We start from the raw sequence: 22034 nt of genomic DNA, 5'->3' as shown, positions 1-22034 counted from the left end.
TAAGCAAGCTTTAACGCCTAAGTATTAAAAATATTAACCTAATTATTAAAATCAATATTATGAGAAAGTCACTATTAATGATCGTATTTGCATTTGCTACAATGAGTATTGCAACAAGCTGTAGAGAGGAAAAATCGACAGGAGAGAAAATCGAAGAAGGTATGGATGATGTAGGTGATGAAATCGAAGATGGAGCTGATGAAGTTGAAGATGCAGTAGATGATGCTACTGATGACAACTAGAATACATATTGCTATGAAAAGAGAAGCCAGATAGTTTACTACCTGGCTTTTTTAGTTGACAGTATTTCTATTAATCTTTTTTACCATCGCCGGTAAGTACATCTAACAAACCATCTTGTAGATTGATCCATAGATAATTAAAAAACGATTTGTTTTTGATTCGTTGCGTAGATATGTCTCCATGTCTAAAACCATCTATGTCGGTTTTTGATCCATCATTTATAAATAGGTTGCCGATAAAGGAGAGCACCTTTTTAACTCCATTTCTTTCTTTGTTCAATACTTGAAATTTAAAATCGTCATATTTCATTTTAATATCACCCGTAGCTACATGTTCATTACCAGAAATGGTAAAGTAAAGTTGGTCTATAGTACCTGTAGTTTGTGTTCTTAAATTGGGAACAAGAAATTCATTTAAACTAGCAGTATTAAAATTTGATAGTCCGCCAGAAATCAGGAATGTACTTTGCGGATCATATACCTCAAATTCCCAATTCATATGAAATTTACCAGTACCCATTAAATTCGCTTCGAGCTGAATTTTAACGGGATTTTCGGCATGACTTATATTTGATAAGTTCCTGATGGAAGCATCTAAATTTTCAAAACTAAGAGCACCAGCTTTAACATCATTCGGAATATCCTCTTCATAGATTATAGTACCGTTTTTGACTAAAACAGAGTCAATTGCCACTTTAAAAGGCAATTTTTGTAATAATTTACCATAAAGTGGTCTGTTTTTAAAATCTTCTAATCTCGATTTATCACGGTACATTTCTAATTTTGGTTCGGTAAGCGACAATGTTTTAAAATTGACCTGTAGCAAATCGTTTGCCACTATATAATTATGATGTTCCACTTTTATCGCCGGTATAAATAAACTGAGGTGATCTCGCTGATATGTAATTTCATTACTTAATTCAGCCTTAGAAAAAGTGGTAGTAAGAGATATATTTTGAACATCAATAGAAGAATTGTTGATGACCATAGAAGCTAATTGTAATTTCTCGTAAACACCTAATGGTGCCTTAAAATCTTTAATTTCAATGGTATATTCAGAAAATGTAAAAGGAACATATTCAGTAATAATATTAGGGTCGGTAGCCACTTCTTTCAGCGATAGATCAATAGACTCAACAGCTATTAATTCGACCTCCTCTTTTGAGTCCCATATTTCAACGATGCCCGAATCGAAAATTAATTCCTCGACATAGATTTCTTTTAAAAGATTAATAGGGTTGGTTTTATTGGCAACAACGTTATCTGGGTCTTTAGGGCAAGTTTTAAAATTAAGGTGCGGTTTAGAAAGCGTAAGTGTTTTTAGGTAAATAGAGTTTTGAAAAAGAATTTTCCAATAGCTAAAACCTTGTATGGAAAGCTGTTCTGCATTGATTTTAATTTCGCAAGAAGAAGTCTGTTTTCCTAAACTAATTACCGCAACATCGTTAAATGCAATGTTCCCCTTAATAAGATTAATGGTTAATTGGTCGTATGAAAAATCTATATGATCGGGTACCTTTCTCTCTAAAAAGCTAACAATCTCTTTCTTCATTTTCCATTCGGCAAGCATATAACCGCCAATGGAGATAATAAGAAGTAGAACAACCCATTTTAAAATTTTGAACATAAGGTTTATATTAAAAGCTATGTAGATAGAAGTTTATAAAACCCTATGTCTATATGTAGGCGGTATTTGATAGCGAACTATTAATACGGCTTGTCTACACCTGCACTGTCAGGATCCATGTACTGCTTAAAATCAGAAGCACTGGTAAGTTCAATAAATTTTTCACCTTTTATCACGATAGCATTTTTAAGAAGAACAGGGTTCTTGTTTAATATTTTCAACCAACCATCATCATCTAAATCGATAGTGTCATCGCCATAGATTTTTTTAAAATCGGCATGTTCGGTGTTTACTAAATCTGAAATATTTTTACCGAGACCATCAGCTAGTTCAGCCCACTGGGTGCCGGTGACATTGGTTTTAGAAATGTCTATTGTTAAATGGTCTTTACCAGACGATTCAACATACGCGTTCAATTGTTTCCCTATTGAGTTTTCAGAACTGTAATATAGGGTTATCTGTTTTTTATCCATAGCAATTACTCCCATTACTTTTTTTTAAAAGTACTCACAATTAAAGGTAGTAATTAACTCGTTTAAGACTAAAAGTGTCTTGATAGATTGAATTAAACTAAGGCTTAAGCAATTTATAGTATCTTGTTTGATAACAAAATATATTGAGATGAATACTGTTTTATGGCTTGCTTATTTAGTAGTTACAATATGGAGTATTATCAATATTATTTTTAATGGATCGAGGGCAACTAAAATGATTAGTTGGTCATTATCGGTAATCATATTTCCATTTTTAGGGCCTCTTTTGTATTACCTGTTTGGTATTAATAGAAGAAAATTTAAACTCTTTAAACTCAAGCAGACCGAAAAAAGAAGACTGTATTCAGAAACCCATAAAGAACTTGAGGGTGGTGAACAAAGTGTGCATAAGTTCGATGATTATAAACCAGAAAAATTAGCCTCACTTATTCGAAAAAATAGCTATTTCGCACCGTATGAAGGTAATAATATAACGTTGTTGAATAGTGGCGAAGAAACATTCGAAGCTATATTTAAAGCAATAGAAGAAGCAAAAGATTTCATACACCTTCAATATTATATTTTAGAAGAAGGCATGCTGTTAGATAAATTTCACGAGCTGTTTCAACAGAAGATTAAAGAAGGGGTAGAAATTCGCATGTTATTCGATTCTTTTGGTAGTAATTCTATGCGCGGAAAGCGAGTAAAACGATTTAAAGAAATTGGTGTAAAAGCTTTTTCAACGATGCCCATTCGTTTTGGTAATCTATTATTCACCCTTAACTATAGAAACCATAGAAAAATTATAATTATTGATGGTAAGATAGGATTTACTGGCGGATTCAATGTGTCTGACAAATACATAAAACCCGTTTCAGAATTGGGTGTTTGGCAAGATTTACATTTACAGATAGCAGGTCCGGCGGTAAATAGTTTACAACGCATATTTGTAAAAGACTATCATTTTGCCAGCAAGGAAGAATTGCTGTTACAAGATAGATATTTTCCAAAGGTTGAACCAGTCGGTGATACGGTAACCCAGATAATTTCTAGCGGACCAGATTCTAGGTATCCGGCGATTATGCAGCAATATTTGGCGATGATCAATATCGCTACAAAACGTATTTGTATTGCAAACCCTTATTTTATACCTGGAGAACCGGTATTGGAGGCTATTCGAATTGCTGCGTTAAGCGGAGTAGAAGTTAACTTGTTAACGCCTAAAATATCAGATTCTTTATTGGCTCAGTATAGTATGTTTTCTACGTTTGAAGCTTTGTTAGAAGTGGGTGCAAATATTTATTTGAGACCTGATTTTTCGCATAGCAAGGTCATTATCATAGATGGCGAAATAGCTTCTGTGGGTTCTGGTAATTTTGATTACAGAAGTTTCGAACACAACTTTGAGACCAATGCGATTTTATATGATAAAGAATTAGCTTCTGAAATAGAAGGGCTATTTATAAAACACTGTACTGAAGAGGCAAAAATAAATTTTGAAAAATTTAGAAATAGATCACCATTTAGTAAGTTTTTAGAAGGCTTGGCAAAATTCTTTAGTCCGCTATTATAATATCTAATTATTAAAAATTTTGAACTATTTAACCCTAATATTATTAAGTTACACTATGGTTGCATCTGCACAACATACAATTCCCGTTGAGATAACCGAAGAAGCAAAAATTGCACTTTCTCATTATCCCGAACTTGCGAATACTAAAATTGAATTCAAGTTTAAAAAGGAAATCAAGAAGTCAACAATGCAGGCACAGCCTTCATTTTGGAGCGTATTTAAGTCTAAGAAAAATAGGTCTTATAATATTTTGATTAGCGAAAGGATAAAGATTGCCGATTCGGTGTACTATACCAAAAACATACCTTCAGAAATTATGATAGGGTGGCTAGGTCATGAACTCGGTCATGTGATGGATTACCAGCAGCGAAGCGGTTTTAATTTAATAGGCTTCGGTTTTAATTATGTAACCTCTGAAAATTATATACGAGAGGCAGAGCGCCGTGCAGATTCTTTTGCCGTTACACATGGTATGGAAACTTATATTCTTGCCACCAAAGAGTTTATTTTAAAGAAAGCAGGATTAACACAAGAATACGTAGACCGTATTAAAAACCTATACCTATCTCCAGAAGAAATTATGTTATTGGTTGAAGAAAGAGATGCGTTAAGTCAAGGTAAATAGGGCTTAATTGTGCTCATTTACAAAAGCTTCCCATTCGGCAAACTTTTCTTTTTTCATTACTCGCTCCATTTTTACTTGTCCGCCTTTCTTTTTGTTGCTATCGTTCCAATCGTAAAATATATCAGGATTGATAGTAAAAACTTTCACACCTTTTAGTGCCTTAGAACGGGCAACGTTATAATTTTTGTTGGCAGCTTTCAAAGATTCATCTAGTTTTTCGGCTATTTCTTTTGGGTCTTGAGTAGCCGTGGTTCCTAAATACCAAGTGTGATAAAATCCGTCTTCATACTTTTTTGCGCATAGTGTGTATTCAGGTACTTCAATATCAAAAGTCTCCATGATATCTTGTAGGGCATCATCCAATTTATTGACAGATAACTGAGAGCCGACAGTATTCAAAAAGAACTTGGTACGCCCTGTAATTTTAATTTCGGCACGTTCTACATCAGTAAACTCAATAGTATCACCAATGAGATAGCGCCATGCACCACTAACCGTGCTTATAATAAGTACGTAATTCTGACCAGTTTCAACCTCGGACAATGTTAGTGAAGGAGCATCTTGAGAAAGCGAACCGTCTTCTAAAATATAATCAGGATTGAAGGGAACAAACTCAAAGTAGATTCCGTTATTGGTCACCAATTTCATGGCATCGGTTTCTGGTCGCGCTTGAAAAGCAATAAACCCTTCAGAAGCCAAATAGGTATCAATTACCGTAACAGGTTTCCCCATTAAGGCATTAAAACTCTTTTCATACGGTCCGAATGCTACTCCGCCAGAAGTATAGACTTGTAGATTAGGCCATATTTCATGAATGTTGTTGAGGTTGTGTTTTTTGATGACTTCTTTCAGCATTAACTCTATCCAAGAAGGGATTCCGCTTAAAGCACCTATATCCCAATCCGCAGCTTTTTCAGCAATTTTAGCAACACGTTCATCCCAATCATCAATTTGGGCAATTTCTTTTCCAGGTTTGTAGTAGCCACTAAACCATGACGGAATATTACTCGCACTTATGCCACTAATTTCACCCTCTAAATGGTCATTATTTTCAACCAAATCGGTAGAACTGCCCAACATAAGAATGCCTGTTTCAAAGAAATCTGCCGGAAGATCGAAATTAGAAAGTGCTAGAACCTGCTTAATTCCTGCTTGACGAATAGCATCTATCATTTCATCGGTCACCGGAATACGTTTACTTATTTTTCCTGTAGTGCCTGAGCTTAGTGCAAAATAATCGGGACTGCCAGGCCAGGTAACATCGGTCTCATCTTCGTGCAATTTGTTCCACCATTTCTCATTGATTTGATTATAGTCGAAATAAGGCACGGTATCGCGAAATGTTTGTTCTGGGTTGTCACTTTCTAGAATACTTTCAAATTCATAGGCTTTTCCAAAAGAAGTATCTTTCGCGGTCTCCAACAGATTTTGAAGAACAGCTTTTTGATCTTCAATAGGGTTGTCATCACCAGTAATTTTGTCGGTAATGTCGATAACCCCTTTTATGAAATTTCCTATGATATTCATGTGTAGCAGTGTTTTTAAGTTATTGCTGCTAAATTACTAGTTGCGTGAGGTAAAGATTAACCCTAATCTTAAATTTGTGGACTTTATTGGGTTGGCGATTTAAGGATATAGCTTTAGTTTCTATTTGGACCATTTTATTATCCAAGCCATTAGTTCGTCTTTATCTACCGCAATCCAAGTAGCAGCAGTATTCTTTTTCTCTGTTTTACTTTCATGTGGATAAAATATCACTAAATCTGACTTCTCATTTCCTGTCAATTTTAATTGAGCAATGAATCCGACCATATCTGGGCCATTATTGTCTATTGTAGTCTTTCTTTTCTTCTCTAACCAGTATTGTATAGCAACTTCCATGTAGGCTCTTACCGGATAGTTTTTATAATATTTAATTTTTCTATCGGTTTTGTCTGAATAACTATAAGTTGAAAAATTAAGATAGTTCTCAAGATTTGATGTTGGAGTTCCTTTAAGATTCTCCTCAAGTATAAAGTTTGAGAAAGAACCTTCCCAAACAGCGCCTTCGTCATAATTTATTCTTCTATCTCTATTGCCTTCATTGTATTGTCTTACCCAATCTAATGGTGCATCACAAATAACGAGTCCAGATAAGTTTAATGTGAAATCTGGACTATTTTTTTCTTGATATTCAACATATTTTAAAGCTCGATGACCAGATAAACCAACACCAATTAAGAATACATTATTATTCGGTAAATTATTTTTGTCGAAAGCCCTCTCGATTGTTTTATGCGCATCTAAAATTGAGTTCTCAGAGAAAAAGAAGTCCAATGGTATTTCTGTCGAAACAGATAAAACCGCAAACCCAGCTTTATTTGCTTGTGTATACATTTGTTTTGCACTCATATTCTTTTTATCAAATCCCGAACCTTCTAAAAAGATAATTACTCCAGAAATATTCGCTCCATTTTCGGGTTTGGCAAGTATGTAACCTTTTTCAATAAATTTTAGAAAATCAGAATCTAGTTCACCGATTCTTAAACTGTCGTTTTTGGCTTTTTGATATTCTTCAACAATGTCTTGTCCATTAGTGCTTGAAAAAGCCAGTATTGATAGTAAAACTAGTAATGATTTTAATCCAAATTTCATCTATTATATAATTTGACAATTATGCTAAGAATTAAACCTAAAGATACAACACTAACTAAGCATAATAAGCACCGCACCCACAGAAATCAACACCAAAATAATCCTATTAATTAGATTTGTTTCTTTGGTAATATATTATTTGCCTACTATTTGAATATTGCCACATTTTGCATGCGATGTCCAAATCTTAGATGACACAAAATTGTATCTCAATAGCATTTCCCAAGTTTCATTGTGGTTTCTATAAAGTAGGGTGTAACCTTCACCTTTACAACGGTGGTTTTCAAAAATAGAAATTTTAGCATATTTATGGTCTTTTGAAAATATAGGCTTAGAAATTTGAAAGTATATATTCTCTTCTTCATTAATTTCCTCGTCAATTTCCCAAGCTTTAACCAGTTCTTCGTTAAGTTTTTTATTTGCCCAAATCTTATTTTTATTCCAAAGAAGTTTTTTCTTTACAACTATAGAATGGCGTTTTTTATTTCTTAAAATACTATCGTATTTCCCGGGACTAATATTATATTTTACAAAAATGATACTCTTTGCTAGAGGTGGAGAAAATCTTTTATACTTTTTACTAGACAGATTTTTTACATTTTTTAAAGAGTAGTTTGTCCAGTCTATAGTTTCCTCATTTGATTTATATATCAAGTCTAAAGGAAAATTATTGGCTATCAATTTTAATTCTCGTATTTGAAATTTTTGAAGCGAATCGTTAATAATAGGTTCTTCTAAACCTTCTTTAAATAACAAATAGTGCTCAAAGTCTTTCGGGAAATCATGATCAATAACATTTTCAACTAAACTTGCAGTCATTGAATCTTGACCGAATATATTTAAGACAGAAAAAATTGAAAGTATTAAAATGTAATTTTTCATCTAGTATCGAAAAAGGTCTTTAAAATTGATTTTCATACCAAAATCACTCAAACTTAAAACAAAGCACTAACTAAGCATAATAAGCACCGCACCCACAGCTGTCAATACCAAAATCATCTTTCTAAAGAAAGCTTCTTTAATGTGTTTTATAAATCGGACTCCAACGAAAAACCCTAAAAGAATACCAGGTAAAAGCATCAAGTTCAATTGTAAAGATTCAATGGTTATGGTTTTCCAAACGAAAAAGTGAAATGGAAGTTTAATGATATTTACAATTAAAAATAACCAAGCTGCCGTACCTATAAATTGATTTTTTGGCAAGCGCATAGCTAAAAAGTAAATGTTGGAGAAAGCTCCCGCTAAATTACCCACCATGGTAGTAATACCTGCTATGGTGCCAATGGCTCCGGCAAATGTCCAGTGAGAAGGTACGTTCTTATCCTTTTTGCGATCCCAGTAAAACATCATACCTACGGTTATGATAATTATGGTTGCCATGGCTATTTTAAAGAACTTTTCGGGTAGCTCGTTTCCTATGAATACACCTATTAATAAACCAACGAGCATCCACGGTAATACTTTAAAAACATATTTCCACTGTGTATATTTATTATAGTAGATAACGGAAAAAATATCAGCAAGAACTAAAAGAGGTACCACCATGCCTGTAGACTGTCTAGCGCCGAAAGCCAAAGCCATAATGGTAACGTTTAAGACAGCAATACCTTTAATACCCGCTTTAGATAATCCTATAATAAATGTAGCAATAGAGGCCAAAATCCAAGCTGTTGGGGTAATTTCAGTAGTTATTGATAGTAGCACGTGGTACGTTTAGCGTATTAGGTATATAAATGTTCGAAAATAATATATCTTTAACAATCAACCTAAAACCAACTTATGGAACTCAGTACGTTAGACTATACCTTTATTGTAGTTTTCTTTTCCCTTGTCTTAGGCATAGGGTTTTATGTATCTAAAACATCTGGTAAAAGTTCATCAGAATTTTTTCTATCTGGTCGAACCATGCCGTGGTGGCTTTTAGGGCTTTCAATGGTGGCGACGACTTTTTCTACAGATACTCCCAATCTGGTAACAGATATTGTACGTACCAACGGAGTCTCTGGTAACTGGGTATGGTGGTGTTTCTTGATAACAGGTATGTTGACCGTTTTCGTTTATGCTAAACTATGGCGTAAGTCGAACGTAAATACAGATTTAGAATTTTATGAAATGCGCTATGGCGGAAAACCTGCTAGCTTTTTAAGAAAGTTTAGGGCGGTTTATTTAGGGGTGATCTTTAACGTAATTACCATGTCGGCCGTAACATTGGCGGCGATAAAAATAGGAAGTATTATGCTTGGCTTAGAACCTTGGCAAACGGTTGTAAGTGCCGGATTAATTACAGTGACTTTTAGCGCCCTTGGGGGATTCAAAGGGGTAGTTTATACCGATTTCCTTTTATTCTTTGTAGCCATGGCAGGTGCCATAGGTGCTGCTTATTACTTGGTAAATATTCCCGAAGTTGGCGGTATTGAAGCGTTAATGGCGAATGAAAATGTAACGGAGAAACTGAACATACTTCCAGATTTCAGTAACAAGAAAGCATTGATTACCTTATTTATAATTCCTCTTGCGGTACAATGGTGGAGTTCTTGGTACCCAGGTGCAGAGCCAGGTGGTGGTGGTTATATTGCGCAACGTATGTTAGCGGCAAAAGATGAAAATCATGCAATTGGTGCAACATTCTTCTTTAATATTATGCACTATGCATTAAGACCGTGGCCATGGATTCTAGTCGCATTGGCTTCTATAGTAGTCTACCCAGATTTGGCGAGTATACAAGAAGCTTTCCCAAATGTAACTCCAGATAAATTAGGTCATGATTTAGCATATTCAGCAATGTTGACCAAACTACCTAGCGGATTGTTGGGGGTTGTGTTAGCATCCTTAATTGCGGCATATATGAGTACGATAAGTACACAGTTAAACTGGGGTTCTTCGTATATCGTTTTTGATTTTTATAAGCAACAGATAAATCCTGAGGCATCTGAAAAGAGATTGGTGGCAGTAGGTAGAATTTCAACGGTTGTTTTAATGCTATTTAGTGCTGCATTGGCATTGTTACTTCAAAATGCACTTCAATTATTTGATATATTATTGGCTTTCGGTGCTGGTACCGGACTCATATTTATTCTAAGATGGTTCTGGTGGAGAATTAATGCATGGAGTGAGATTACTGCGATGTTCGCATCGGGTATTATTTCTATCATATTAAAACTGACTCCCGTAGGTGCATATCTTTTTGCTACAGAGACGGGTCTGTTTCCAGACTGGTCAGAGTACATATTTATAGTAGTGTTGACTACAACGATTTGGTTGATAGCGACATTTATGACACAACCAGAATCTAACGATACCTTAAGAAGTTTCTACAAGAAGATTCAACCAGGCGGCCCAGGGTGGTCTAAAGTTGTAGCCGATGCAAAAACCGATGCTGTAGAAATTGTAAAAGATAAAGAAAAGTGGAGTGTGCCCGCAGGTATAACCGCAATGTTGTTAGGGGTAATTCTAATTTATTCTATAATGTTCGCTACAGGCTATTGGATCTATGGCAGAACCACACAAGCTATAGTGCTAACTGTTATTTCTGCAATTGCAGGAGTATTATTGGTAAAAGCGTGGAACCGCTTAAAAGGAAACATCTTATAGTAATAGTATGGTGAAGGATAGAATTTTATCGGTCGATATTTTTAGGGGAGCTACCATATTACTAATGGTCTTGGTAAATACTCCGGGTACATGGTCTAATGTATATGCCCCTTTCCTCCATGCAGATTGGCATGGCTACACACCGACCGACTTAGTTTTTCCTTTCTTCTTATTTATAGTGGGTACATCAATAGCATTCTCCTATAAAAATAGAACAGTAGATGCCAAAGCCTACAAGAAGATTTCAGTAAGGGCGTTGAAGTTGATTGCATTAGGTCTTTTCTTAGGAGCATTTATAATTCATTTTCCGTTCATTAAAAGTTTCAGTGATATTCGTTTTCCGGGGGTGTTGCAGCGCATAGGTGTTGTGTTCTTTTTTACGGCATTATTATTTATCAACCTGAATTGGAGACAGTTGATTTGGGTAACGGCTATAGTATTAATAGGATATTGGCTGTTGATGACTTTTGTACCTGTGGACGGATTGACATCAACACTAGAAAGAGCTCCAAACAACTTAGCGAACTGGATAGATGTAAAAGTATTCGGTTCGCATAATTACAAAGCAGATTATGACCCAGAGGGACTATTAAGTACCATACCTTCTATTGCCAGTTCTTTGTTGGGGGTCTTCACCGGTCTCATTTTAACCAGTAATCAAGAAAAGAAAGCTACCATTTTAATGGGATTGGGCGGCAGTCTGCTAATTATAGGGCATATTTGGGACATCGTCTTCCCAATAAACAAAGCCCTTTGGACAAGTAGCTTTGTGCTGGTAACAGCAGGTTGGGCAAATTTGATTTTAGCACTTATTTATTATTTGACCGACGTCAAGAAAATAGAATTCGGTTCCGTCTTTAGGTATGCAGGGGCAAATGCTATTGTTATTTATTTCTTGTCAAGTTTCATTAGCAAGGTAATGGGGCAAATACAAATCGGCGACACCTCGTTACATGGGTGGTTGTTTCAAACAGTATATGTCCATGATTTTTTAGCACTAGAAACATCATCCTTTTTATATGGGTTAAGTGTAGTGCTATTTTATAGTCTTGTGGGCTATATTCTATATCAGAAAAAGATATTTATTAAAGTATAGCGGGTTATTTCGCCATCAACTTGGCAACATACTTCCCAATAACATCAAACTCCAGATTTACAATAGTACCCGGTTTGTACGTATTAAATCTAGTATGTTCGTAAGTATAAGGTATAATCGCTACTTCAAAAGTATTCTTGCCAGAATTAACTACCGTTAAACTTGTACCGTCAATGGTAATAGATCCTTTTTCAATGGTTGGGTTTCCGGTTTTGGCATCGTAGGTGAAAGAGAAAATCCAACTTCCATTATCTTCCTTGACACTAGTACATTCCCCCGTTTGATCTACATGACCTTGAACTATATGTCCGTCTAACCGAGACCCTAAAATCATAGCGCGTTCTAAGTTTACGGTATCGTTCGTTTTTAAGCTATCAAGATTGGTTTTGCTTAATGTTTCAGCAATAGCGGTTACGGTATAGGTAGTATCCGTTAAGCTAACAACGGTCAAACATACGCCATTATGAGCGACACTTTGATCTATTTTCAGTTCAGGCGTTAAACTGGATTCTATAGTAATATCTAAGTTACCGCCTTTAGCTTCAAGAGAAGTAACCTTACCTAATGTTTCAATAATTCCCGTAAACATGTGTCGTTTTATTTAAGTAATTTTGTGCTTCAATATTTATATCCCAATGTATAAATGGGATAACCACTTTGCCTCTCCTTTGGGGAAGTAAAAACCCTTTTTAGGGTTTTGAGTGGGGTTACAAAGGTACAGATTATCATGGAGGAAAATAGGAAAATTAGGTTAGGTATCTCTATCGGAGACTTGAACGGAATAGGTTGTGAGGTAGCATTGAAAACATTCGAAGACAGTAGAATGTTAGACTTTTGTACTCCCATTATTTTTGCCTCTAATAAAACGGTTTCCTTTCAAATGAAACAGTTGAATCTCAGTATTGTTTTCAATGGTATACCTGAAGCTTCCAAGGCAATAGACAATAAGATCAATATTGTTAATGTTTGGAAAGAAATGCCTAGAATCGATTTTGGGCAGGCAACTAACGAAGGTGGCGAATATGCCATAAAATCATTACGAGCAGCCGTAGATGCTTTAAAAAAGGGTGATATAGATGTGTTGGTGACAGCACCGATCAACAAGAACAATATTCAGTCAGAAGAATTTAAATTCCCAGGGCATACCGACTTTTTGGCTCAAGAATTAGAAGGCGAAAGTTTAATGTTTATGGTTACAGATAGCTTAAAGGTTGGGTTGTTGACTGATCATGTGGCAGTAAAAGATGTTTCTGCAGCAATAATTCCTAGACTCATACGTGATAAGATCAATACCATAGAAAAGTCCTTGATGATGGATTTTGGTATTCGTAAGCCAAAAATAGCTTTGTTAGGTATAAATCCGCATAGCGGAGATAATGGCGTAATCGGCAAAGAAGACGATGAGGTAATGAAGCCGGTCATTAAAGAAATGTCGAATATGGGGCATTTAGTATACGGTCCGTACTCAGCAGACAGCTTTTTTGGGTCAGATGGCTATAAAAAGTTCGATGCAATTTTAGCGGCATATCATGACCAAGGGTTGATTCCCTTTAAAACAATATCATTTGGTCAGGGAGTCAATTTTACGGCAGGTCTAAGTAAAGTTAGAACATCGCCAGATCACGGTACTGCTTATGAAATAGCAGGAAAAGGGGTGGCTGACGCAAGTTCGTTCAAAGAAGCGGTCTTTATGGCGTTGAAGATATTCAAGAACAGAACCGAGTACGAAGAGCTAACAAAAGATGTGTTGAAAAAGCAGCGTTTAAAGAGAGAACGTTAATTTTTGATCAGATTAAAAAGTTATAAAGATAAATAGTTGATAACTATTGTCTTTTATCAAAATTATAGTATCTTTGCACCCGCCTTTTGTGGGCGATTAGTGTTAATTTAAGTGTGTACGAGATGAAGCAAAAGGAGTTCAATATTCCTTTCTCAGGATTGAAGCAAGGAAAACACAACTTTAATTACCAGATTGAAAATACGTTCTTTGATTCTTTTGGATACGATGAATTCAACGCTACCAACATCAATTTAGATGTAGTACTTCATAAAACAAGTACAATGATGGAGGTTGACTTGGAAGCATCAGGAACAGTGAATGTTGATTGTGACATAACTAGCGAACCGTACGATCAAGCTGTAAGCGGAGATTTGCATTTGATAGTTAAGTTTGGTGAAGAGTATAATGACGAAAACGATGAAATATTGATTCTTCCTCATAACGAACACCAATTGAACATTGCGCAGTATGTGTATGAAATGCTAGTATTGGCAGTTCCGCAAAAAAGAATTCATCCTGGTATTGAAGATGGCACTTTAGAATCTGAAGTGTTAGACAGGTTAAAGGAGCTTCAACCAAAAGAGAAAAGATTAGACAAAAAAGAAAGCGATCCCCGTTGGGACGAATTAAAGAAACTATTAACGGATAAATAAGGTTTAAATGGCACATCCTAAGAGAAAAATTTCCAAAACAAGGAGAGACAAAAGAAGAACACATTATAAAGCAGTAGCTCCTACTTTGGCTACAGATTCTACAACTGGCGAGACTCACCTATTTCACAGAGCTCACTGGCACGAAGGAAAATTACATTATAGAGGTCAAGTTTTAGTTGATAAAACTGAAGAAGCAGAAGCTTAAGACTTTTTTAAATTATACTAAGCTCCCACTTCATTTGAAGTAGGGAGTTTTTTTTAGCCCAATTTGTTTTTTAGCACCTTGTTATTCAGATAATATAAGGAGCAATAGTGGTGTGGCTATCAATTGCAATTTTTCAAAAACCCGATAACTTTACCAAAAAAGTCGTTGAAAATCACTAATTTTCATGACTTTTGACAGGTTTTTTAAGTTTTTTACAAGAAAGCAAATAAAGTATGACCAAAATTACAGCAGCTATAACCGCGGTAGGAGGCTATGTTCCCCAGTTTGTAATGACCAACAAAATGCTTGAAGATTTGGTCGATACCAATGACGAGTGGATCACAACTAGAACTGGTATTAAGGAAAGAAGGGTGCTTAAGAAGGAGGAGGGAGAAGGCACGTCGTATTTAGCCATTAAAGCGGCACAAGACCTAATGCAGAAGAAGGGGTTAGATGCAGCAGAAATAGACCTTGTTATTGTTGCCACGGCAACACCAGATAGTATGGTTGCTTCTACGGCAGCTTTCGTTGCTTCAGAAATTGGTGCTGTAAATGCCTTTGCTTACGATTTATTAGCTGCATGTTCAAGTTTTCTTTTTGGCATGTCAACAGTTGCCGGGCATATCGAAACCGGTAGATATAAAAAAGTATTATTAATAGGTGCCGATAAAATGTCATCTATTATTGACTATACCGATCGTACAACTTGTATTATTTTTGGAGATGGTGCAGGGGCAGTTCTTTTTGAACCGAATACAGAAGGTCTTGGTCTACAAGATGAGTATTTGAGAGCAGATGGTAGCGGAAGGCAGTTTTTAGGAATGGAAGGTGGCGGATCTATCATGCCGGCCACTATAGAAAGTGTAACCAATAAAAAACATTACATTTTTCAAGAAGGAAAAACGGTATTCAAATTTGCCGTTTCAAATATGGCAGACGTCGCAGCTAAGATCATGACAAGAAATGGCCTTACTGAAGAAGATGTCGACTGGTTAGTGCCACATCAAGCAAATAAGCGTATTATTGATGCCACTGCCAAAAGAATGGGTGTAGACGAATCAAAAGTGTTGATGAATATTCAACGGTACGGTAATACCACCTCTGCAACATTGCCATTATTATTATTTGATTACGAAAAACAGCTTAAAAAGGGAGATAACTTAGTCTTCGCAGCTTTCGGTGGCGGATTCACTTGGGGTTCTATCTATTTAAAATGGGCTTATTAACTAACAACAACGACCAATTATAACTTAGAAATATATGGATATTAAAGAAATTCAAAGCCTTATCAAGTTTGTGGCCAAATCTGGTGCTAGCGAGGTAAAACTGGAAACGGATGATATTAAGATTACCATTCGTACCGGAAGCTTAGTAGGAAATTCTGAGCCAACATATGTGCATACAATGCCTATGTCTCAACCAGCTATGCAAGCTGCTGCTCCTGCACAGGCAGAGCCGCAAATAGCTTCGGCGGGTGCCACCGATGCTGAGAAGAAAATTGCTGAAGATGCTAAATACATTACTATAAAGTCTCCGATCATTGGTACTTTCTACAGAAAATCTGCGCCAGACAAACCTGTTTTTGTTGAGGTAGGTGATACTATTGGTACAGGTGATGTACTTTGTGTTATTGAAGCAATGAAATTGTTCAACGACATCGAATCTGAGGTTTCAGGTACTATCGTTAAGATATTAGTAGATGATTCGTCGCCTGTAGAGTTTGATCAACCATTATTCTTGGTAGATCCATCTTAACTAAATTTTGAGTAGTAGTTGTTAGATGTCGTTTTATAATGATGTGTAAGAATCTTGTCGAACCTAGAACTTAAAATTTAAAAGATGTTTAAAAAAATACTGATTGCCAATAGGGGTGAAATCGCTTTGCGTGTTATCCGTACCTGTAAAGAAATGGGTATTAAAACGGTAGCTGTATATAGTAAGGCAGATGAAGAAAGTTTACATGTGCGTTTTGCAGATGAAGCTGTATGTATTGGTCCTGCTGCTAGTAGCGAATCCTATTTAAAGATCCCTAATATAATTGCTGCTGCAGAGATTACCAATGCAGACGCTATTCACCCAGGGTATGGTTTTCTTTCAGAAAACTCAAAGTTCTCACGTATATGTGCAGAGCATGATATAAAGTTTATTGGTGCTTCTGGCGATCAAATAGACAAAATGGGAGATAAGGCTACGGCCAAAGAAACCATGAAAGAAGCAGGTGTACCTTGTGTACCTGGTTCAGAAGGTCTTTTGAAAGATGTTGCAGATGCAAAAAAGGTAGCTAAAAAAATGGGCTACCCTGTTATGATCAAAGCTACTGCCGGTGGTGGTGGTAAAGGTATGCGTGCGGTATTCTCTGAAGACAAAATGGAAGAACTTTTCGATAGCGCCGTAAATGAGGCAACAGCTGCTTTTGGTAATGGCGGTATGTATATGGAAAAGCTTATTGAAGAGCCAAGGCATATCGAAATACAAGTTGTAGGTGATCAATATGGTAAAGCATGTCACCTATCAGAAAGAGATTGTTCTATACAACGTCGTCACCAAAAGTTGACGGAAGAGACTCCGTCACCATTCATGACAGATAAGTTAAGAGAACAAATGGGTGAAGCTGCGGTTAAGGCTGCAGAATTTATAAAATATGAAGGCGCGGGTACTATCGAATTTTTGGTAGATAAGCACCGTAAATTCTATTTTATGGAAATGAATACCCGTATTCAGGTTGAGCACCCAATTACAGAGCAGGTTATTGACTACGATTTAATTCGTGAGCAAATTCTTGTAGCTGCAGGTGTGCCGATTTCAGGTAAAAACTACCTTCCAAAATTGCATTCTATAGAGTGTAGAATCAATGCAGAAGACCCGTATAATAACTTTAGACCATCGCCGGGCAAGATTACAACCTTGCATATACCAGGTGGTCATGGGGTAAGAATGGATACTCACGTATATAGTGGGTACAGTATTCCACCAAATTACGATTCAATGATCGCTAAGTTGATTACTACTGCCCAAACGAGGGAAGAAGCTATCAATAAAATGAAGCGAGCCTTAGATGAGTTTGTAATTGAAGGTATAAAGACCACCATTCCTTTCCACAGGCAGTTAATGGATCATCCAGATTATTTGGCTGGTAATTATACAACAGCCTTTATGAACGATTGGAAAATGAATCCACCTAAAGAAGATTAATAAAAAAACTCCAACAGCAATGTTGGAGTTTTTTTATGCTTTTTTTCAAGATGGATTTGTCTATCTTATATCCGAATCAAAATACTATTATGAATCTTAGTTATTGGGAACGTACCTCGTGGTTTTCGAATATCGATTTTACTATTATAGGCAGTGGTATTGTGGGATTAAACTGTGCGCTCGAAGTAAAGAAGAAGCATCCGAAAGCACGTATTCTTGTTTTAGAGAAAGGAATGCTTCCGCAAGGCGCAAGTACTAAAAATGCAGGTTTCGCTTGTTTTGGCAGTATTTCTGAAATTTTATCTGACCTAAAAACGCACTCAGAACAAGAGGTAATTGATTTAGTGCAAGAAAGATATGATGGCATACATTCGTTGCGCAATCTTTTAGGCGATGCTGTAATCGGGTATGAGAATAATGGCGGACACGAATTATTTTTAAACAAAGATTTAGAATTGTACCAGAGTTGTTTGAAGGAATTAAAGTCGGTTAATGAGCTATTACATCCTGTTTTTAAAGAGGATACTTTTAAGATTACTCCGAATAGCTTTAATTTCAACGGAATCAATAACAATTATATTTCTCAAATTTTTGAAGGGCAAATAGATACTGGTAAAATGATGCATGCTTTAGTGCATTTGGCTCAGCTAACAGGCATCACCATATTAAATAATACTCAGGTAGAAACTTTTCAAGATTCGGGTACTACAGTAACTGTAAAAACCACTGAATTAGAATTTACCACTAAAAAATTATTAATAGCGACAAATGGGTTCGCAGCACAGTTAATTACTGAAAACGTAAAGCCTGCAAGAGCGCAGGTTTTGATTACCAAACCTATTAAAGATTTACATATTGAAGGAACTTTTCATCTAGAGGAAGGTTATTATTACTTTAGGAATATAGATAACCGAATTTTGTTGGGCGGTGGTAGAAATTTAGATTTTAAAACAGAAGAGACCACCGAATTTGGTACTACAGCACTCGTAGATAATAAGCTTAAAGAACTTTTGAAAACCGTTATTTTACCAGGGCAATCTTTTGAAATTGATTATAGTTGGAGCGGTATTATGGGTGTAGGTCAGCAAAAGAAACCAATAGTAAAACATCTAAGTGAAAATGTGGCCTACGGTGTGCGTTTAGGTGGTATGGGTATTGCAATTGGCAGTACTATCGGTAAAAAGCTGGCACAATTACTTAGTTAACACGAGTGTTTTTTAACCCAATTTTTAAAATCTTATCTAAAAGGCAGGTGTACTCTTATTTTTATTTATAAATTGTCTATCCCATTTGATTATCTATTGCCTATAATGCACTTATCGGTTTACCTAGAACAGTAGACTTTTAAGATGGTATGTAATAGCGTATACTATATGAGAATATTAATTAGAAGAAGTACTATGGCTGTTTTTACAGCTGTATTAGCCTGTTTTTGTCTTACCAGTTGTGGGGTATCTAAAACCAATTACCACCGAGAATACACTAAGGTTTGGAAAGAGTATATTAAAAGTGAGGCATGGAAACAGTCTTTAATAGCCAATAATTCGAATGCTTCTGAAGATTTTTACGTAAGTAATGATGCAGAGGGCGCGTTGGCAGAAGATGATGCTATAACATCAGGCTTTGGTGAAAAGTATGAATCTTTAGTTTCTAAGGCCTACTTCAAAATAATTACGGAAGCCGAAAAGGCAGATGCGAGAATAACTGCCGATTATAGGTTGTTGAATGATAATGAGAACACTGTAAAAACGGATAAAAAAAAGATTCAAGAAATTACAAAACGTTACGAGGCACATAAGGCAATGCTCAGCGGACTCAAATCATGGAATGTTTTTAGTGAAGACCGCTCGGGTGATTTGGAGTATTTTAAATCTGAGAATGAAAAAGAGATTCAAAAGATGATGAGTACTGGTGAAAGTGATTATCAAATCGTAAATTACTTGATCTATAAACTGGCAGATCTGTACCACATTGAAGGAAACTGAATCATTTGATACATTAAAAAAAGAAGCTTATAATTTTTGTGTTCTTTTCGTTACCGATAGGCTGACAAGAATTCAAGAGCACATTAAAGAATTGGAAACTGCACTTACCTCAGAGACAAAAAGTAGTGCTGGCGACAAACACGAAACAGGTCGCGCAATGATTCAGCTAGAGCGTGAAAAACTAGGTCAGCAGCTCGCAGAACTAGAAAAAACCCAACAACTATTATCAAAAGTACCAAAAGACAGAAAAGCCCCAACTATAGGTTTAGGTAGTTTGGTCATTACAGATACTTTCATTTATTATATAGCTATATCGGCCGGGGAATTTAAAAGCAAACCTAAATCAGTATACTGTATATCTGCTGCAACACCTATTGGTAAACTCGCCTTTGGTAAAGCCGTTGGCGATGTCTTTAGTTTTAATGGCAAGGAGTTGACTATTGTTGAGGTTCGATAAATATTAATTAAGTTATCTTGATTTTATATTGAATTTTTTGAATGGTAAAATAGCTGTTAGTTTAATGACTATAGAAACTAGGAAGACAAGGCCTAACCTCAAATAATAATCTGAAATCATGGAAATATTCTACTTACTTCTCGCGGTCATTGCCATAATTATACTGACGACAAAGCTTAAGATACACGCGTTTCTAGCCTTGTTTATCATTTCAATTTTATACGGAATTTTTGCTGGCATGCCTTATGCCGAAATTATAGTTTCTATTAATGAAGGTTTTGGCGGTACTCTTGGTAAAATAGGATTAATCATAGTACTCGGAGTCATCATCGGGGCATTTTTAGAACATACAGGTGGTGCATTTGCCATTGCAGAAAAAGTATTGGGCGTAATCGGGAAGAAACGTGTAACGATGGCAATGGGTATTATCGGTTACATTGTGTCTATTCCGGTCTTTGCAGATAGCGGATTTATGTTGTTGCATCCTTTAAATAAAAGTCTTTCCAAGAAATCGAAAATATCAATTGCTGGTCCGGCAATAGCATTAGGTTTGGGCTTAATGGCATCGCATACGATGGTGCCACCAACTCCTGGTCCGATTGCAGCTGCGGGTATTCTTGGGGCAGATTTAGGTTTGGTTATTGCTTTCGGTTTTCCAACAAGTATTGTGGCTTTAGTAGTCGGCATCATTTTCGCTAAAAAGTATGCATCAAAAACGATGATAGAACCTGATGTTGAAGATGCCCTAGAAGCAGAACAAGAAATTAAAGTTTCTCCTAGTGCCTTGAAAGCATCAATACCAATTCTAGTTCCTATTTTTCTAATTGTCTTGAAGTCCGTTTTAAACTCTATGGATATCGGTCAACAAAACGGATTATTAGATTTTATCAACTTCATTGGCGAACCGGTGATATCACTTTTGATTGGAGTTTTCTTATGTCTGCTCTTACCTAAAAAATTAACTTACGATATGCTATCATCAGCTGGTTGGGTAGGTAAGGCAATTAAGGATGCAGCTTCTATATTACTGATAACAGGTGCCGGCGGAATTTTTGGTAAAATATTACAGAACTCAGGTATTGCCGATATTTTGGGGCAAACACTGACTGATTATAATATGGGTATTTTCTTGCCTTTTGTTTTAGCGGCAGCGTTGAAAACCGCACAAGGATCTTCAACGGTGGCATTGGTAACAACAGCATCGATAATCATGCCTATGATGTCATCGCTTGGTTTTGATACCGAAATACAGAAAGCTTTAGTCGTAGTAGTTATTGGGGCGGGTTCTGCGGTAATCTCTCATGCCAACGATAGTTTCTTCTGGGTGGTAACACAAATGAGCGGCATGAACGTAAAAACAGGGTATCGACTTTTCGGCTTAGGTACGGGAGTTCTTGGTCTTACAGGTGCAATAACCGTGTTTGTATTCTATTCCATTTTTGCATAAAATGATATAGCTATTAGTAATCTGGCTTACCGCGATTCGACTTTTTGAGTGAGGCAATTTTTTTACCTTTTAATCTTTTTTCAATAGATGATCTGGTAGGTCTGCTCTTCTTTCGAGCCTTGGGTACTAGCAAAGATTTTTCTAGAAGTTTCAAGAATCGTTTAATTACCAATTCTTTGTTTTTGTGCTGACTGCGAGATTCATCGCACTGCATAATCAATAGTCCTTCTTTACTTAATTTATTGCCTAGTTTTAGAAGAACTCTTTTCTTTTGGCGTTCTGTTAGTCCGGCAGAATCTTCAATATGAAAAGAAAGTTCAACTTTAGAAGACACTTTATTTGCATGCTGACCACCAGGACCACTACTTCTAATTGCTTTAAATTGTAACTCGGTAAGAATTTGTTCTTGGTTCACAACACGCTTTTAGCAAAAGTAAACAAAAAGAAATTTTCG

Annotated in this window: 23 protein-coding genes; 15 read left to right on the top strand and 8 right to left on the bottom strand. The window is 36.0% G+C overall.

The annotated features are described in order from the left end of the window. Positions 1 to 59: 59 nt before the first annotated feature. Complete coding sequence (locus ACPF9A_RS09345; RefSeq protein ID WP_424003803.1) at positions 60 to 242, top strand: hypothetical protein; 183 nt, start codon at positions 60 to 62, stop codon at positions 240 to 242. 70 nt (positions 243 to 312) lie between these two features. On the opposite strand, the gene ACPF9A_RS09340 is transcribed toward ACPF9A_RS09345, so the two are convergent. Together ACPF9A_RS09340 and ACPF9A_RS09335 are read right to left on the bottom strand one after the other, a co-directional pair. Next, a complete protein-coding gene (locus tag ACPF9A_RS09340; RefSeq protein ID WP_424003801.1) occupies positions 313 to 1869 on the bottom strand; it encodes a hypothetical protein in 1557 nt (518 codons plus the stop codon). A gap of 80 nt (positions 1870 to 1949) precedes the next feature. Then, positions 1950 to 2357: an arsenate reductase family protein gene (locus tag ACPF9A_RS09335; protein ID WP_424003799.1), complete on the bottom strand. Its 408-nt coding sequence runs from the start codon at positions 2355 to 2357 to the stop codon at positions 1950 to 1952. Positions 2358 to 2490: 133 nt separating this feature from the next. On the opposite strand from ACPF9A_RS09335, the gene cls reads away from it, so the two are divergent. Together cls and ACPF9A_RS09325 are read left to right on the top strand one after the other, a co-directional pair. Beyond that, positions 2491 to 3915, top strand: a complete 1425-nt coding sequence (gene cls, locus ACPF9A_RS09330; protein WP_424003797.1) for a cardiolipin synthase — start codon at positions 2491 to 2493, stop codon at positions 3913 to 3915. A 19-nt stretch (positions 3916 to 3934) separates the two neighbouring features. Further along, positions 3935 to 4540 (top strand): hypothetical protein, encoded by a 606-nt coding sequence (locus ACPF9A_RS09325; protein WP_424003795.1) that lies wholly within the window; start codon positions 3935 to 3937, stop codon positions 4538 to 4540. A gap of 3 nt (positions 4541 to 4543) precedes the next feature. Here the strand turns inward: ACPF9A_RS09325 and ACPF9A_RS09320 are convergent, their stop codons facing one another. The 4 genes from ACPF9A_RS09320 to ACPF9A_RS09305 all read right to left on the bottom strand — a co-directional run bounded on the left by ACPF9A_RS09320 (position 4544) and on the right by ACPF9A_RS09305 (position 8878). Further along, complete coding sequence (locus ACPF9A_RS09320; protein ID WP_424003793.1) at positions 4544 to 6067, bottom strand: GH3 family domain-containing protein; 1524 nt, start codon at positions 6065 to 6067, stop codon at positions 4544 to 4546. 120 nt (positions 6068 to 6187) lie between these two features. Further along, positions 6188 to 7174, bottom strand: a complete 987-nt coding sequence (locus ACPF9A_RS09315) for a hypothetical protein (protein ID WP_424003791.1) — start codon at positions 7172 to 7174, stop codon at positions 6188 to 6190. A gap of 135 nt (positions 7175 to 7309) precedes the next feature. Then, positions 7310 to 8056 (bottom strand): hypothetical protein, encoded by a 747-nt coding sequence (locus ACPF9A_RS09310; protein ID WP_424003789.1) that lies wholly within the window; start codon positions 8054 to 8056, stop codon positions 7310 to 7312. Between the two features lie 66 nt (positions 8057 to 8122). After that, positions 8123 to 8878, bottom strand: coding sequence for a sulfite exporter TauE/SafE family protein (locus tag ACPF9A_RS09305; RefSeq protein ID WP_424003787.1), 756 nt, complete (start codon positions 8876 to 8878; stop codon positions 8123 to 8125). Positions 8879 to 8953: 75 nt separating this feature from the next. Between ACPF9A_RS09305 and ACPF9A_RS09300 the strand changes: the two genes are divergently transcribed. Together ACPF9A_RS09300 and ACPF9A_RS09295 are read left to right on the top strand one after the other, a co-directional pair. Continuing rightward, positions 8954 to 10765, top strand: a complete 1812-nt coding sequence (locus tag ACPF9A_RS09300) for a sodium:solute symporter family protein (protein ID WP_424003785.1) — start codon at positions 8954 to 8956, stop codon at positions 10763 to 10765. 7 nt (positions 10766 to 10772) lie between these two features. Further along, positions 10773 to 11861, top strand: a complete 1089-nt coding sequence (locus tag ACPF9A_RS09295; protein ID WP_424003783.1) for an acyltransferase family protein — start codon at positions 10773 to 10775, stop codon at positions 11859 to 11861. 4 nt (positions 11862 to 11865) lie between these two features. Here the strand turns inward: ACPF9A_RS09295 and ACPF9A_RS09290 are convergent, their stop codons facing one another. Next, complete coding sequence (locus tag ACPF9A_RS09290) at positions 11866 to 12450, bottom strand: riboflavin synthase (RefSeq protein WP_424003781.1); 585 nt, start codon at positions 12448 to 12450, stop codon at positions 11866 to 11868. Between the two features lie 138 nt (positions 12451 to 12588). Between ACPF9A_RS09290 and pdxA the strand changes: the two genes are divergently transcribed. From pdxA to ACPF9A_RS09240, 10 genes are all read left to right on the top strand, one after another. After that, positions 12589 to 13641 carry a 4-hydroxythreonine-4-phosphate dehydrogenase PdxA gene (pdxA, locus tag ACPF9A_RS09285; RefSeq protein ID WP_424003779.1) on the top strand — a complete coding sequence of 351 codons (1053 nt, stop codon included), beginning with the start codon at positions 12589 to 12591 and terminating at the stop codon, positions 13639 to 13641. 122 nt (positions 13642 to 13763) lie between these two features. Then, positions 13764 to 14294: a YceD family protein gene (locus ACPF9A_RS09280; RefSeq protein ID WP_424003777.1), complete on the top strand. Its 531-nt coding sequence runs from the start codon at positions 13764 to 13766 to the stop codon at positions 14292 to 14294. Between the two features lie 7 nt (positions 14295 to 14301). After that, positions 14302 to 14499 (top strand): 50S ribosomal protein L32, encoded by a 198-nt coding sequence (gene rpmF / locus ACPF9A_RS09275; protein WP_027065618.1) that lies wholly within the window; start codon positions 14302 to 14304, stop codon positions 14497 to 14499. 233 nt (positions 14500 to 14732) lie between these two features. Continuing rightward, positions 14733 to 15725, top strand: a complete 993-nt coding sequence (locus ACPF9A_RS09270; protein ID WP_424003774.1) for a beta-ketoacyl-ACP synthase III — start codon at positions 14733 to 14735, stop codon at positions 15723 to 15725. Positions 15726 to 15759: 34 nt separating this feature from the next. Next, entirely contained in the window at positions 15760 to 16254 is a 495-nt protein-coding gene (accB, locus tag ACPF9A_RS09265; protein WP_424003772.1) for an acetyl-CoA carboxylase biotin carboxyl carrier protein, read from the top strand. Between the two features lie 84 nt (positions 16255 to 16338). After that, entirely contained in the window at positions 16339 to 17691 is a 1353-nt protein-coding gene (gene accC / locus ACPF9A_RS09260; protein ID WP_424003770.1) for an acetyl-CoA carboxylase biotin carboxylase subunit, read from the top strand. A gap of 89 nt (positions 17692 to 17780) precedes the next feature. Beyond that, positions 17781 to 18896 carry an NAD(P)/FAD-dependent oxidoreductase gene (locus tag ACPF9A_RS09255; protein WP_424003769.1) on the top strand — a complete coding sequence of 372 codons (1116 nt, stop codon included), beginning with the start codon at positions 17781 to 17783 and terminating at the stop codon, positions 18894 to 18896. A 168-nt stretch (positions 18897 to 19064) separates the two neighbouring features. Beyond that, complete coding sequence (locus ACPF9A_RS09250) at positions 19065 to 19676, top strand: hypothetical protein (protein ID WP_424003767.1); 612 nt, start codon at positions 19065 to 19067, stop codon at positions 19674 to 19676. Continuing rightward, positions 19663 to 20133: a 3-oxoacyl-ACP synthase gene (locus tag ACPF9A_RS09245; protein WP_424003765.1), complete on the top strand. Its 471-nt coding sequence runs from the start codon at positions 19663 to 19665 to the stop codon at positions 20131 to 20133. Before ACPF9A_RS09250 ends, ACPF9A_RS09245 begins: the two co-directional genes overlap by 14 nt. A 118-nt stretch (positions 20134 to 20251) precedes the next feature. Beyond that, complete coding sequence (locus tag ACPF9A_RS09240; protein WP_424003763.1) at positions 20252 to 21580, top strand: GntP family permease; 1329 nt, start codon at positions 20252 to 20254, stop codon at positions 21578 to 21580. 13 nt (positions 21581 to 21593) lie between these two features. Here the strand turns inward: ACPF9A_RS09240 and arfB are convergent, their stop codons facing one another. Continuing rightward, positions 21594 to 21995 carry an alternative ribosome rescue aminoacyl-tRNA hydrolase ArfB gene (gene arfB / locus ACPF9A_RS09235; protein WP_424003761.1) on the bottom strand — a complete coding sequence of 134 codons (402 nt, stop codon included), beginning with the start codon at positions 21993 to 21995 and terminating at the stop codon, positions 21594 to 21596. Positions 21996 to 22034 lie beyond the last annotated feature (39 nt).

This window comes from Maribacter sp. IgM3_T14_3 (assembly GCF_049603095.1).
Taxonomy (GTDB): Bacteria; Bacteroidota; Bacteroidia; order Flavobacteriales; family Flavobacteriaceae; genus Maribacter.
This window is presented reverse-complemented; position numbering and strand designations above follow the sequence as displayed.